The following is a 13,001-nucleotide window of genomic DNA, read 5'->3' as shown; positions in this document are numbered from 1 at the left end:
TCATGGGCATGCTCCGAATTCTCTGCCGTTGGGCGGCATCGTCGGCGTCGGCGAGCTGGCGGACTGCGTGACCCTGCGGGATTTGGCCGGCGACGCCGAGCAAAGCGATCTGCTGGTCGCGACTCAGCGCGAACAGGACGCACTGCGCTTCGAGCGCATGCCCCGCCCGAAGCGACCAATCCCAGCTGCCGGGCGAGGAATGCTGTGGACGGTTGCAGGTGCCGCCAAGCAGCAACCCCTGCGGCTGCTCGATCCGGCCGTCGGCATACCGCGATTGGCGAAGACGGGGGACATCGGCACGGTGGCGGCCGGAGGCTGATGTGGAGGCACGCATGCCTGAGCAGAGTCAAGCAGCTGCTGCCGGTCTCGGCGACGAGTGGTTGGTGACGATCAAAGAGGCTGCCCGGCGTCTGGGCGTCTCCGCGACCACCGTTCGGCGCATGTTGGATGCCGGGGAACTGCGCGAACACCGAGTTCGGGGTCGGCGGAATGTCCGCGTCGACTCGATCCTGTCGATTCTGGACGACGGCGCCTCATCGAACGATACTTCGGGTCGTGCGGGGCATGACGCGCTGGAACCGAGCAGAGGTGACGGCGTATGTCAACGCACAACGAAGGCGACGGGCTGTACAAGCAGCCGGGGTCGCCATACTGGTACGGGAGCTACACCGACGCCGGCGGCAAGCGCGTTAGACGCTCTACTCGCCGAACGGTCAAGCGCGAGGCCAAGGTCGTCCTCGCTGGATGGCGAGAGCAGGCAGCGCGGGCCGCTAGTGGATCGCAAGCACCGGAGGACCTCTTCGAGTTCGAGGACATGATGGTGGCTTTTCTGCGGCACAGTCGAAAGAGCAAGCGGCCGTCGGGCTACACGCGCGATCTGGTGGCAACGGCGCGATTGCGGGAGCACTTCGCTGGTCTTCCCTTGGTGGCCATCACCCGGGCGCCGGTGAAGGCTTATATGGTGAAACGCGAGAGCCAGGGAGCGGCGCCGGCAACGATTTTGCGTGAGCTTGCCGTGTTGTCCGCTGCGTTCAATTATGTCCGCTTCGAGCTGGAATGGCCGGTGGGCAATCCCGTCCAGGGTCGCAAGCCGACCCCGGCGAAGGGGCGCGTGCGATGGGAGCCGAGAGAGCGGATCGAGGCCCTTATCGCGGCGGCAGAAGAGGAGCCGAAGGCGGCAAGTCATCTGCCGGACTTCATCAGGCTCGCGGTGAACACAGGATGTCGTCGAGGGGAGCTGCTTTGGCTACAGTGGGCGCAGGTGGATTTGGAGGTTGGCGTGATTCGTCTGGCGGCGACAGACACGAAGACCGGGAGTGCGCGCGGGATACCCTTGAGTGACGAGGCGCAAGGCGTGTTGGAGCGCCGGCTGGCTAAGCGCAACCGCAACTGCCCGGGCAGTCCGTGGGTGTTTTGTCACCTTGATGGGCCGCGCGTGGGCGAGCGCATCACGGACATCAAGAACAGCTTCGCGGGTGCCTGCCGGCGGGCGGGGATCGAGGACTTCCGCATCCACGACCTGCGGCACACGTTCGCGTCCTGGCTCGTCATGGCGGGTGCGCCGCTCACCGAGGTGCGAGACCTTCTCGGGCACACGACGGTGCGGATGACAGAGCGGTACGCGCACTTGGCGCCGGACAACCATAAGTCGGCGATTGCGCGGCTGAATGTGCGTCCAGGGTAGCGCCCGATGCTGCGGGTTTTGCCGGAGTCGGGTGAGTGTCCGTCCGCAGACAGCGACAACGCGGCGGTCAAGCAGGCGACCGCACTGAGAGGCTACGCGAAGGTGTCATAATCGCGTCATAGTCTGAAAGGAGCGTCCGCCATAAAATGACGCAAGTGATTGAAAAGGTGGAGCCGGTGCGCGGATTCGAACCGCGGACCTACGCATTACGAATGCGTTGCTCTACCAACTGAGCTACACCGGCGAGGTGATGCGCTGGGGGCTGCGCCCGAGCAAGCCCGATAGAATAGGCCAACTTTGGCCGTTCGGCAACGCCCAAGGAGACATCGATTTCGGCCCTGATTCCGAACCGGGGGATGTCCAGGCATTGGCGCTTCCCGCCACGGGGAGCGACGGCACGGTGCGCGGCGTATCGGCCGGTGGCTTGCGGTCGAGTATCGCCGAGCGGTCCGTCCTCGCCGGCGAGGCAGACGGCAAGCGCGAGGGGCACCGGCGCCGGCGCGCCCGCTCAACCGCGCGGCGCGTCGAGCGCGTAGGGCGACGGTGGCAGGATCGGCTCGCGGCCGAGCAGCAGGTCCGCCAGCAGCCGGGCCGAGGCCGGGCCGGTAACGAGGCCATTGCGGAAGTGTCCGGCGTTGACGTAGAGACCCGCGGCGCCAGGGTAAGGGCCGATGTAGGGGATGCCGCTCGGCGAGCCGGGCCGCAGCCCTGCCCAGTGGTCCTCGATGGGCGTGCGCTTGAGCAGCGGGAACAGCGCCGTCGCGATGCGGTAGAGCTCTTCCTTGGCCTCGGCCGTGGTGCGCTTGTCGAAGCCGGCCTCCTCCAGCGTGCTGCCGATGAGTACGCGGCCGTCGCGGCGGGGAATGACGTAGCGCTCGCGGAATAGGGTCAGATGCCGGATCTGGCCGGGCTTGGCGTAGAACAGGATCATCTGCCCGCGCACCGGGCGGATGTCGGGCTTGCGGCCGAGCTTGGCCAGCAGGTCGGCGGTCCAGGCGCCGGCGCAGACCACGATGCGGTCGGCGGGTATCTCGCCGGTTCTGGTGCGCACGCCGCGCACCTGCCCGTCCTGCACGCGCAGTTCCAGCACCTCCTCGTGCTCGCGGATATTCGCCTTCGGGGCGATGGCCGCGCGCAGGGCCTTGGTCAGCCGCGGGTTGCGGATCTGGCCGACGTCAGCGAACCACAGCGCTTCGCGTACGTCCGTGGCCAGCCCCGGCTCCTTCTCGGCCATCTGGGCGCGGGTCAGCACCTCGAGCTCGATTTGCTCGGCTGCCGCCCAGGCCAGGGCTTCCGCGTGCTCTTCCGGGTCCAGGACCATGAGCCCGCTGCTGCTGTACTCGGGGTCGATGCCGGTGCTCTCGAACAACTCGACGCAGAGGTCCGGATACGCGTGTTGGCTCCAGCCGGCCAGGGCCGTGACGGCGCCGGCGTAGCGCCAGGGGTAGAGCGGCGAGAGGATGCCGCCGCCGGCCCAGCTAGCCTGCTGACCGGTATCGCCCATTTCGACGAGTGTGACTGTGGCGCCGGCGTTGGCCAGCTCGCGGGCGGTCATCAGGCCGATGACGCCGCCACCGATGACGAGAATGTCGCTGGCGGATGTTTGGGGCATATACGTGTGCGTTGGATCGTGTGGGAGCGGCGTCCCCGCCGCGACTGTGCCTGGTTGCCGAGCGGGACGGCCGGGTGCGATCGGAAGGTCAGCCGGCGGCGCGCTGCAGCTCCTTCGGCAGCGCGAAGGTGACGTTCTCACGGATGCCGGATTGTTCCTGCACGTCGGCGGCTCCCCAGTCCCGCAGGCGTTGGATCACCTGCTCCACCAGCAGTTCCGGCGCCGATGCGCCGGCGGTGAGACCGACGCGGGCGCCGTCGCCGAGCCATTCGCGCTGGATGTCGTCGGCGCCGTCGATGAGGTACGCCGGGGTGCCCTGCCGCTCGGCCAGCTCGCGGAGACGGTTGGAGTTGGAGCTGGTCACCGAGCCCACCACCAGGACCAGATCGGTGCGTGCGGCGAGGTCGCGGACGGCGTCCTGGCGATTCTGCGTGGCGTAGCAGATATCGCTCTTTTTCGGACCCACCAGGTTCGGGAAGCGTTCGCGCAGGGCAGCAATGATGCCGGCCGAATCGTCCACTGACAGCGTGGTCTGGGTCACGTAGGCCACCTTGTCCGGGTCGGCGATCTCGAGCGCCGCCACCTCGTCGATCTGTTCCACCAGGTGCATGCGGCCGCCGTCGACGGCGCATTGGCCCAGGGTGCCCTCCACCTCCGGGTGGCCGCGGTGGCCGATGAGCACGACGTCGAAGCCCGCCTTGCAGTGGCGGGCAACTTCCAGGTGCACCTTGGTGACCAGCGGGCAGGTGGCGTCGAACACCCGCAAGCCGCGGCTGGCCGCCTGGGCGCGGACCTCCTGGGAGACGCCGTGCGCGCTGAAGATGCAGGTGGCGCCCGCGGGGATCAGATCGATGTCATCCACGAAGATGGCGCCGCGGGCCTTGAGGTCGTTCACCACGTAGCGGTTGTGAACCACCTCGTGGCGCACGTAGATGGGCGGCTCGAACAGCTCCAGCACGCGCTCGACGATGTCGATGGCGCGATCGACACCGGCGCAGAAGCCGCGGGGATTGGCGAGGAGTATATCCATGGGTGGTCAGGGGCTGTCGGGTCTTCAGGCTGCGTCTTGTCCGACTGGTTGGGTGTGGATTCTAGCAGGGGCGTGTTGCGTACGGAGTGCGATGTGCGAAGTGCGCAGTGCGGAGTGCGAAGTACGGGGTGCAGTGTACGGAGTACGGAGTACGGGGACATGCTGCCTGCACTTCTGCACACATATCGCGGCGAGAACGCCGCTCCCACGCACTGCGCACTGCGCACCCCATCACCTCGTCAAAAACGCAATCCCCAGCTTCCGCAGCGGCGTCAGGCCGATGCGCTGATCGGCGACGGCGAGCTTGCTGCGCAGCAGCTCGTCGAGCAGTGCGGTGTGGATCGCCTGTTGGATGCGCAGGGCGCGCGGCAGGGTATTGAGCGCGGCGCGGGGGGCGTTCGCCTGGAGCCGCTCGGCGACCGGGGTGAGCAGCTCGGCCAGGCGGTGGCGCTGCGCGGCACTTGCCAGTGCCTCGTGGCTCAGGCCGGCCCGTTGCAGCGTGGCCGTGGGCAGCACGGTGCGGTGGCGGCGCAGCAGCAGGCCGGCGTCGCGCAGCCGGCGCACCTGCGCACACCAGGTGCCGGTGGCAACGGCGGCGGCGAGCACGGCGTCGTCGTGCAGGCCATGGGAGCGCGCCATGAGCGCGAACAGGGCGCCCATGTCCTGGCGGTCGGCGGCGGCGAGGGCGGCGTCGTCGGCGGGGCGCAGGCGGCGCAGCTCGTGCTCGACCCGCTCCGCGATGGCCAGGAAGGCGTCGGCCGGCAGCCGCGGCGGGCCGGGCCGCCGCGCCAGCTCGGCGGCGAGCAGATGGCTTAGCGGGTGGCGTGGAGCGCCGTCCAAGGTGCGGCGGATTTCGTCCCGCCACCAGTCGAGCTTGAGCCGCGCGACGCCGGGGTCCGAGACCTCATCGAGCACGGCGTGCACCTGCTGCCGCCAGCCGGCCAGCGCCGCCAGCAGGTCGCGCAGCGGCCGCGGCGCGAAGCGCACGGCGTAGTAGAGGCTGGAGCCGGGCGGGGTCGCCCGATTCGGATACCGCCACGCATCGCTGCCGGCGGGGGTGCCGGGCTCGTTATCGGGCTCGATCATGCGGAACCGACAGGGCTTGGCGCCGGCTCGACGACCGCGGGCGCGGACCGCGGGCCCCGCCGCAGCCAGTCCAGCACCGCCAGTGGGTGCGCGGCAATGCCGTCGGCGCCCCAGTCTTCGGGGGGCGCCCCGGTGCCGAGGTAACCCCAGCCGGCGGCGAGCGTCGCCATGCCGGCGGCGCGGCCGGCGACGATGTCGCGCGCGTCATCGCCCACGTACCAGCAGCGCGCCGGCTCCAGATCCAGCAGCGCGCAGGCGTGCAGCAGCGGGTCCGGGTGCGGTTTGGGCCGCGCCGCGGTGTCGCCGCTGACGACGCAGGCCGGCGGCGGTGCCGGCGCCATGGCCGCGAGCAGCGGTTCGGTCAGCCAGCTCGGTTTGTTGGTGACGATGCCCCAGCAGAGCCCCTGCGCCAGCAACGCCGCGGTCAGCGCCTCCATACCGTCGAACGGGCGGGTGTGCCGGCAGATGTCCGCAGCGTACAGGGCCAGGTACTCGGCGCGCAGCTCGGCGTAGCGCGGCGCATCCGGCGCGAGTCCGAAGCCCGCCCCAAGCAGCCCGCGGGCGCCGCTGGAGACGTGCGGGCGGATCTCTGACGCCGGCAGCGGCGAGCGGCCGTGCCGGGCGAGCAGCGCGTTCAGCGCCGCGCCCATGTCGGCGGCGGTGTCGGCATAGGTGCCGTCCAGGTCGAACAGGACCGCTGCAGGTGCCTGCGCCAGAGCGCCCGCGCGCTGCATGATCCGGGTCAGTTGTACGCCGGTCGCCGGCAGGCGGCGAGGTAGTTGACGGAGATGTCCTTGGGCGCCAGCCGGTAGCTGCGGGTCAGCGGGTTGTAGCTGATCCCGGTGAGATCGGTGGTCCGCAGCTCCGTCGCCCGCACCCAGCGGTCCAGCTCCGAGGGGCGGATGAAGCGCCCGTAGTCGTGGGTGCCGGGGGGCAGCAGCTTCAAGAGATACTCGGCGCCGACGATGGCGAAGAGAAAGCTCTTCGGATTGCGGTTGAGTGTGGAGAAGAACACGTGCCCGCCGGGGCGCACCAGCTGCGCGCAGGCATCCACCACGGAGCCCGGGTCCGGCACGTGCTCCAGCATCTCCATGCAGGTGACCACGTCGAAGGCGCCGGGCATTTCATCCGCCAGTGCCTCGGCGGTGATCTGCTTGTAGGTGACCTCGACGCCGGTCTCCAGCGTGTGCAGCTCGGCCACGCGCAGCGGCTCCTCGCCCATGTCGATGCCGGTGACCTCGGCGCCGGCGACGGCCATGGACTCCGCCAGGATGCCGCCGCCGCAGCCGACGTCGAGCACCCGCTTGCCGGCGAGCTTGGCGTGGCGCTGGACGTAGCCCAGGCGCAGCGGGTTGATCTGGTGCAGTGGCTTGAACTCGCTCTCCGGGTCCCACCAGCGGGAGGCGATTTCCTCGAACTTGTGGATCTCGGATGCGTCGATGTTGGGTGCGGTGTCGGTCATCTTGGTGTCTGGAGCAGGCTCTTTTCTTGGGGAGGTGGTAGCGGCGGCGTGGATTTTCAGCCGTCGCGGCGGCGTTGTCGATGCGGCCGCATGCATCAGACCGCCTGCATGCGCCAGGCCAGGAACCACCCCGGCAGCAACAGCAGCAGCAGAGCGAGGGCCGCCAGGCGCTGGCCGTCGCCCCCCAGCAGCAGCGCATCCAGCGGCACCATGCACAGCAGCATGAACTCCGTGCTGGCGCGCACGCGCGCCGGCGTCGGGTCATCCATGAGCCGCAGCAGGCGCCGCAACAGTAGGGCGCCGGTCAGCGCGGTGAGGGCCAGCGCATAGGGGTCCGTCAGGATGCCAAGCGGGTAGAGTACCAGGGCCGCCGCCAGTGCCACGCCGAGCATGACGGTCGCCGGCAGCACCGCGCGCCGCCTGCCGCCAGCGCTCTCGGCCCGTCGCAGCAGCGACGTCGACATGGCATACAGGAACACCGGCAGGGTCAACAGCAGGTACGGCGCCAATGCCGGGGCGGCGCTCAGGCCCAAGAGCCAGTTGAGGGCGCGCCCCAGACCCATGACCGGCGGACCGAGGGCGCCGCGCTTGAGCCCCGCGTCGTAGGCGATCAGGGTCGCCGCCAAAGCCGTGACCACCAGCAACGGGGCGAGACCGGCGGTCGCCCCGAGCAACACGCCGGCGGCAAGGAGCCCGAAGCCGGCGCCCCAGGCGGCCGCGGGTGCGATGCGCCCGGACGGCAGCGGGCGCTCGGGTTTGTCGCGGCGGTCCCGGTCGCGGTCGAAGCAATCGTTGAGGGTGGTGCCGGCCGCGAATAGGCAGGTGGTGATGGCGAGCTGAAGCCACAGCAGCCGCCAGTGCGGGCTGCCGGCGGTGGCGATCAGGTGCGCCGCAAGGATGTTGGACCAGGCGGAGAACACCACCGGCAAGCGCAACAGGTCCAGCCAGGCCCCCTGCCGGCTTGCCGCTCCGCTGGCGGTGCTCATTGGTGGGCGCGCCATGCCGCATTGACCGGCGTGAGCCGGACGGCCTGCCGCGGACGCCATGGGCGCGACCGCCTGCGCGTGCCGGGGTGGACGCTATGCATCGATTTCATGGGGCGGGTCCGCGGCGGTGCCGGATTGCGACCCTCGCGGCCAGATCTTCGCCGCCTCTGGCGGCGACGCCGGCGGCGTTCCGGTGCAGGATCATCGTTGCCTGACTGAGAGTCCAAAGTCCACGAGCAAACCCTGGAATTATCGCCGCGCGGCGAGCGCCTTGCACCGCCTTCGGCACCAGCGCTGCCGGGCGGCGACGATGGCTCCGCCGAGCGGTTTCGTGCTGGCCCGCGCCGGGTGCACCGCGAGACGCATTGGGCGATGCGGCGCGCCGGCAAATGCGATAGCTTGCGACTGCCATCCAACCGGCTGACAGAGGTACCAAGCCATGGCAACCAAGATCGTATGGGGATACGTGGACGAAGACGGCAACGTCGTTGCGGGTTCCGGCGACTTCAGCGTCTCGGAGGAATCGGAGCCCGGCTTCTACGACATCTTTTTCAACCCGGGCACCTTCAACGGCCAGCCCGCCGTTACCGGCAGTTGCGTCAGCAGCAGCAGGGAGGCGCCGGTGTTCCAGATCTACCAGCTGAACGGCCCCAAGGGCTTCATTGTCGAGACCCGTGATGCTCACTCGGGGAACCGGGACGCGCGGGCGTTCATGTTCACCGCCATCGGCACCGCCGAGGACTGACGCCGGCCGCCACCGGGCAACTGCCCGGTGGCATCCCGCCCGCCGCCGCGCCGAGCGCGCCGCGGCATGTCGAGCCGTCCAGCGACCCGCGCCCGCCAGAACGCCCGCCAGAGCTTTAGATGCGCGCGATCTTCGCCTGCTGGGCCTCCAGTTGCGACAGGGCGGCGCCCTGCTCGGCGAGCCGGTCGCGCTCCTTCTGCACCACGGCGGCCGGAGCCTTGTCCACGAAGCTCGGGTTGGCGAGCTTCTTCTCGATGCGCTCGATGTCGGCGCGCAGTCGGCCGATCTCCTTGTCCAGCCGCTTCAGCTCCGCGTCCTTGTCGATGAGGCCCGCCATCGGGATCAGGATCTTCATGTCGCCCACCAGGGCGATGGCGGACTCGGGCGCATCGGCCTCGTCGTCGAGCACCGTGATGGACTCGGTGCGGGCGAGGAAGTCGAGATACGGCCGGGCGATGTCTATCCACTGCCGGTCGCGCGCGCTGGCGTTGGCCACCAGCACCGGCAGCGGCTTGCCGGGCGGGATGTTCATCTCGCCTTTGATGCGGCGCACACCCAGGATGAACTGCTGCACCCATTCCATCTCGGCGACCGCGTCCGCGTCCGCGGTGGCCGGGTCGGCGACGGGGTAGGGCGCCAGCATGATGGTCTCGCCTGCCACACCGGCGAGTGGCGCGACCTTCTGCCAGATCTCTTCGGTGATGAAGGGCATGAAGGGGTGCGCCAGGCGCAGCAGCGTCTCCAGCGTCTGCACCAGGGTGCGGCGGGTGCCGCGCTTGGCGGCCGCCGAGGCGTGCTCGCCGGTGAGCACGGGCTTGGCCAGCTCCAGGTACCAGTCGCAGAACTGGCTCCAGGTGAACTCGTAGATGGCCTGGGCGGCGAGGTCGAAGCGGTAGCCGTCGATGGCGGTGCGCACCGCCGCGATGGTCTGGTGCAGGCGGGCCGTGATCCAGCGGTCCGCGGCGGAGAGCTCGATGTCCGTGGGAGTGGCGTCCCCGCCGCGATCTTGCTCCGGTCGCGGCGGGGACGGCGCTCCCACGGTGTTCATCAGCACGTACCGGGACGCGTTCCAGAGCTTGTTGCAGAAGTTGCGGTAGCCCTCGATGCGGCCGAGGTCGAACTTGATATCGCGCCCAGTGGTGGCGAGCGCGGCGAAGGTGAAGCGCAGCGCGTCGGTGCCGAAGGCGGGGATGCCATCCGGAAAGTCCTTGCGGGTCTGCTTGGCGATCTTCTCGGCGAGCCGGGGCTGCATCATGCCGCGGGTGCGCTTTTCGACCAGCGGTTCCAGCTCGATGCCGTCGATGAGGTCGATGGGGTCGAGCACGTTGCCCTTGGACTTGGACATCTTGTCGCCCTGGGCATCGCGCACCAGGCCGTGGATGTAGACGTCGCGGAAGGGCACCGCATCCATGAACTTGAGCCCCATCATGATCATCCGGGCGACCCAGAAGAAGATGATGTCGAAGCCGGTGATGAGCACCGAGGTGGGGTAGAAGGCCTTGAGCCGGTCCGTGTCCCTGTTCAGCTCAGGCGGCCAGCCGAGGGTGCTGAACGGCCAGAGCGCGGAGCTGAACCAGGTGTCGAGCACGTCAGGGTCCTGCGTCAGCGGGAAGTCCACCGCCAGGCCGTGCTTGGTGCGGACTTCGTCCTCGGAGCGGCCGACGTAGACGTTGCCCTCGGCGTCGTACCAGGCCGGGATGCGATGGCCCCACCAGATCTGGCGGCTGATGCACCAGTCCTGGATGTTGCGCATCCACTCGAAATACGTGCTCTTCCAGTTGTCCGGCACGAAACGGATGCGCCCGTCCTCCACCGCCTCGATGGCCGGCTCCGCCAGCGGGCCGATCTTCACGTACCACTGGTCGGTGAGGTAGGGCTCGATGACCGCACCGGAGCGGTCGCCGCGGGGCACCATGAGCTTGTGGTCCTTGACGCCCGCGAGCAGGCCGAGTGCGTCCAGGTCCGCGACGATGCGCTTGCGCGCTTCATAGCGGTCCAGGCCGACATAGGCACAGGGGATCAGTTCGTCCTCGTCCGGCTCGTTGTCGCGGATGGCGGCGTCCGGCGTCAGGATGTTGATGAGTCCGCCGTGGGGCTGGCGCGCGATCTGGTTTTCGTCGCGGTGCCGCAGCCAGACGGCGTGGTCGTTGAAGTCGTGCGCTGGGGTGATCTTGACGCAGCCGGTGCCGAACGCGGGGTCCGCGTGCTCGTCGGCGACGATGGGGATGCGCCGGCCCGTCAGCGGCAGCTCCACCAGCTCGCCGATGAGGTGCTTGTAGCGCTCGTCCTCCGGGTTCACGGCCACCGCGCAGTCGCCGAGCATGGTCTCGGGGCGTGTGGTCGACACGGTGAGGTGTCCGGTGCCGTTGGTGAGCGGGTAGCGCATGTCCCACATGTGGCCGGCTTCTTCCTCGGAGATCACCTCCAGGTCCGACACGGCCGTGTGCAGCACCGGGTCCCAGTTCACGAGCCGCTTGCCGCGGTAGATCAGGCCCTCCTCGAACAGCCGCACGAACACCTCGCGCACGGCGTTGGACAGGCCCTCGTCCATGGTGAAGCGCTCGTGCTGCCAGTCGAGCGACGAGCCCAGCCGGCGCAACTGGCGGGTGATGGTGCCGCCGGACTCCGCCTTCCATTGCCAGACGCGGTCGATGAAGGCGTCGCGGCCCAGGTCGTGGCGGGTCTTGCCTGCCGCCTCCAACTGGCGCTCCACCACCATCTGGGTGGCGATGCCGGCGTGGTCTGTGCCCGGCTGCCAAAGGGTTCTGTCCCCTTTCATCCGGTGGTAGCGGATCAGCGCGTCCATGAGGGTGTTGTTGAAGCCGTGCCCCATGTGCAGGCTGCCGGTGACGTTCGGCGGCGGGATCATGATGCAGTAGGCGCCGCCGTCTGCGTCGCGTTGCTCGCGGGGTGCGAACCAGCCGGCGTCCTCCCAGCGCTGGTACCACTGGGCTTCGATGCGGTGGGGGTCGTAGGTCTTATCCAGCATGGCGATTGTTCTGCGGCGGCGATGAGTGGAGCCAGGGTCGGTGATCGACCCGCCAGTATAGCGAAGCGCCGTGGACGGGTTCGGTGGCGGTGGTCGGGTCGCTGCCGGGGCGCCCGGCTCATCTGTAAGTTGTCCGCGGCCGGGGCGCCGCCCATAGCGCTTGACGGTCAGCCACAACAGCCCCTGGCCGCTGGCGTCGTGCCGCGGCCCGAGGCACTCGTCGCACCGGATTCCCGCCCATGGGGTGGTTGTGGCTCCTTGGCTTCACCATTACGCTGTCGTGTATCAGTTATCGCCTGAAGCAGCTTTCGGGCTTTCTGCTTAGCGGAGATGACCAGCCATGCTCGCCCAAGTTCCGCTGTTCGCCGATCTCGACCCCGCCGTCCTATTTGCCCTGGAGCGGCACACCAGGCTCAGGCGCTACCAGAAGCGTACCGTCATCATCGAGAAGGGGGAGGAGTCCTCCGTCCTCTACGTGCTCGAGAGCGGGCGCGCCAAGGTCTACGTGGCGGACGACTCCGGCAAGGAGATCCTGCTGCGCGAGCTGGGGCCGGGAGACCACTTCGGCGAGCTCGCCCTGCTCGGCGGCTCGCCGCGCACCGCCTCGGTGATGACGCTGACCGATTGCGAGGTGCGGATGCTGACGGGGGTCGTGTTCAAGGATTTCCTTGCCAAGCAGCCCGAAGTGGCGCTCTGGTTGATCCGCCACCTGGCCCGGCAGGTTGCGGACTTGACGGACACGGCCAGCGATCTGGCCCTGCTCAGCGTCTACCGGCGCATCGCCAAGGTCCTGGATGAGGGCGCCCGGGAGGAAGATGGCCGGCGCATTACCGGCCCGCTGACGCAGCAGTACATCGCCGATCGCGTCGGCTGCTCGCGGGAGATGGTGAGCCGCATCGTCGGCGACCTCAAGACCGGCGGCTATGTGTCAGTCGAGGGCAAGCGCTTCGTGCTGGAGCGCAGGCTGCCGGAGCGGTGGTGAGCCGCGCGGCCCGCAAGTGCCTGGGCAGGTGCCTGGGCGGATGTTTGGGCCGGCTCCGGCGCGACGCCGGCCTTCATGCCGCTGCGACCCTGCTCAGCCGCAACATTGCGTCGCCGCCGCGCTGGAACTCGTAGTCCACGGTCAGTACGTCGCTGGACCAGCCGGCGTTCGCGGCCGCGGCCTGTACGTGCGGCACGTGCGGCGACGGGCGTCCGTCGAGGTCCAACAGCGGGAAGATGCGCACCTCGCGGCTGACCCGCATCAGCTCGACGACGGCGCGCCGGTGTTCCTCGGCGCCCAGATGCTGCGAGTACATGAAGAGCAGGTGCGAGACCAAGGCCAGATCGAACTGTCCAGCGGCGAAGGGCAGTGCCGGTAGTGCCCCGGTGACATAGCGCGAAGACGCGCCGGGCGCCGCGTAGTCC

Annotated in this window: 11 protein-coding genes, 1 tRNA gene and 2 pseudogenes; 5 read left to right on the top strand and 9 right to left on the bottom strand. The window is 69.1% G+C overall.

What is annotated here, in order from left to right; genetic code table 11:
• From LJE69_RS09305 to LJE69_RS09300, 3 genes and pseudogenes are all read left to right on the top strand, one after another.
• Positions 1-319: hypothetical protein (locus LJE69_RS09305; protein WP_296924184.1), on the top strand; the 319-nt coding region annotated here is incomplete at its 5' end.
• 13 nt (positions 320-332) lie between these two features.
• Positions 333-494: pseudogene (locus LJE69_RS20970) on the top strand (helix-turn-helix domain-containing protein); the annotation flags it as partial.
• 104 nt (positions 495-598) lie between these two features.
• Entirely contained in the window at positions 599-1,684 is a 1,086-nt protein-coding gene (locus tag LJE69_RS09300) for a site-specific integrase (protein ID WP_296924183.1), read from the top strand.
• A 168-nt stretch (positions 1,685-1,852) separates the two neighbouring features.
• Here LJE69_RS09300 and LJE69_RS09295 read toward each other — a convergent pair.
• The 7 genes from LJE69_RS09295 to LJE69_RS09265 form a co-directional block, all read right to left on the bottom strand.
• A tRNA-Thr gene (locus LJE69_RS09295) sits at positions 1,853-1,928 on the bottom strand.
• 264 nt (positions 1,929-2,192) lie between these two features.
• On the bottom strand, positions 2,193-3,296 hold the full coding sequence (gene thiO, locus LJE69_RS09290) for a glycine oxidase ThiO (RefSeq protein ID WP_296924181.1): 1,104 nt from the start codon (positions 3,294-3,296) through the stop codon (positions 2,193-2,195).
• Positions 3,297-3,384: 88 nt separating this feature from the next.
• Positions 3,385-4,326, bottom strand: a complete 942-nt coding sequence (gene ispH / locus LJE69_RS09285; RefSeq protein WP_296924179.1) for a 4-hydroxy-3-methylbut-2-enyl diphosphate reductase — start codon at positions 4,324-4,326, stop codon at positions 3,385-3,387.
• Between the two features lie 231 nt (positions 4,327-4,557).
• On the bottom strand, positions 4,558-5,412 hold the full coding sequence (locus LJE69_RS09280; RefSeq protein ID WP_296924177.1) for a squalene/phytoene synthase family protein: 855 nt from the start codon (positions 5,410-5,412) through the stop codon (positions 4,558-4,560).
• Complete coding sequence (locus LJE69_RS09275; RefSeq protein WP_296924175.1) at positions 5,409-6,146, bottom strand: HAD-IA family hydrolase; 738 nt, start codon at positions 6,144-6,146, stop codon at positions 5,409-5,411. The genes LJE69_RS09280 and LJE69_RS09275 overlap by 4 nt, the downstream gene beginning before the upstream one ends.
• Positions 6,147-6,154: 8 nt before the next feature.
• The gene (ubiG, locus tag LJE69_RS09270; RefSeq protein ID WP_296924173.1) at positions 6,155-6,874 is read right to left on the bottom strand and encodes a bifunctional 2-polyprenyl-6-hydroxyphenol methylase/3-demethylubiquinol 3-O-methyltransferase UbiG; all 720 of its coding nucleotides are present in this window, start codon (positions 6,872-6,874) and stop codon (positions 6,155-6,157) included.
• Between the two features lie 95 nt (positions 6,875-6,969).
• Positions 6,970-7,860, bottom strand: coding sequence for a UbiA family prenyltransferase (locus LJE69_RS09265; RefSeq protein WP_296924171.1), 891 nt, complete (start codon positions 7,858-7,860; stop codon positions 6,970-6,972).
• A gap of 439 nt (positions 7,861-8,299) precedes the next feature.
• Between LJE69_RS09265 and LJE69_RS09260 the strand changes: the two genes are divergently transcribed.
• The gene (locus LJE69_RS09260) at positions 8,300-8,605 is read left to right on the top strand and encodes a hypothetical protein (RefSeq protein ID WP_296924170.1); all 306 of its coding nucleotides are present in this window, start codon (positions 8,300-8,302) and stop codon (positions 8,603-8,605) included.
• A 115-nt stretch (positions 8,606-8,720) separates the two neighbouring features.
• Here the strand turns inward: LJE69_RS09260 and LJE69_RS09255 are convergent, their stop codons facing one another.
• Entirely contained in the window at positions 8,721-11,594 is a 2,874-nt protein-coding gene (locus LJE69_RS09255) for a valine--tRNA ligase (RefSeq protein ID WP_296924168.1), read from the bottom strand.
• A gap of 340 nt (positions 11,595-11,934) precedes the next feature.
• Here LJE69_RS09255 and LJE69_RS09250 point away from each other — a divergent pair, with 340 nt between their 5' ends.
• The gene (locus tag LJE69_RS09250; protein ID WP_296924165.1) at positions 11,935-12,576 is read left to right on the top strand and encodes a Crp/Fnr family transcriptional regulator; all 642 of its coding nucleotides are present in this window, start codon (positions 11,935-11,937) and stop codon (positions 12,574-12,576) included.
• A 73-nt stretch (positions 12,577-12,649) separates the two neighbouring features.
• Here the strand turns inward: LJE69_RS09250 and LJE69_RS09245 are convergent.
• Positions 12,650-13,001, bottom strand: a pseudogene (locus LJE69_RS09245) (SAM-dependent methyltransferase); the annotation flags it as partial.

Source organism: Thiohalocapsa sp. (genome assembly GCF_022340605.1).
GTDB lineage: Bacteria > Pseudomonadota > Gammaproteobacteria > Chromatiales > Chromatiaceae > Thiohalocapsa.
The sequence above is the reverse complement of the archived record's forward strand: the minus strand, read 5'-3'. Positions and strand labels throughout refer to the sequence as shown.

Coding starts and splice junctions, on each gene's coding strand:
- LJE69_RS09300 (WP_296924183.1), top strand. CDS start 599: ATGTCAACGCACAACGAAGGCGACGGGCTGTACAAGCAGCCGGGGTCG.
- thiO (WP_296924181.1), bottom strand. CDS start 3,296: ATGCCCCAAACATCCGCCAGCGACATTCTCGTCATCGGTGGCGGCGTC.
- ispH (WP_296924179.1), bottom strand. CDS start 4,326: ATGGATATACTCCTCGCCAATCCCCGCGGCTTCTGCGCCGGTGTCGAT.
- LJE69_RS09280 (WP_296924177.1), bottom strand. CDS start 5,412: ATGATCGAGCCCGATAACGAGCCCGGCACCCCCGCCGGCAGCGATGCG.
- LJE69_RS09275 (WP_296924175.1), bottom strand. CDS start 6,146: ATGCAGCGCGCGGGCGCTCTGGCGCAGGCACCTGCAGCGGTCCTGTTC.
- ubiG (WP_296924173.1), bottom strand. CDS start 6,874: ATGACCGACACCGCACCCAACATCGACGCATCCGAGATCCACAAGTTC.
- LJE69_RS09265 (WP_296924171.1), bottom strand. CDS start 7,860: ATGAGCACCGCCAGCGGAGCGGCAAGCCGGCAGGGGGCCTGGCTGGAC.
- LJE69_RS09260 (WP_296924170.1), top strand. CDS start 8,300: ATGGCAACCAAGATCGTATGGGGATACGTGGACGAAGACGGCAACGTC.
- LJE69_RS09255 (WP_296924168.1), bottom strand. CDS start 11,594: ATGCTGGATAAGACCTACGACCCCCACCGCATCGAAGCCCAGTGGTAC.
- LJE69_RS09250 (WP_296924165.1), top strand. CDS start 11,935: ATGCTCGCCCAAGTTCCGCTGTTCGCCGATCTCGACCCCGCCGTCCTA.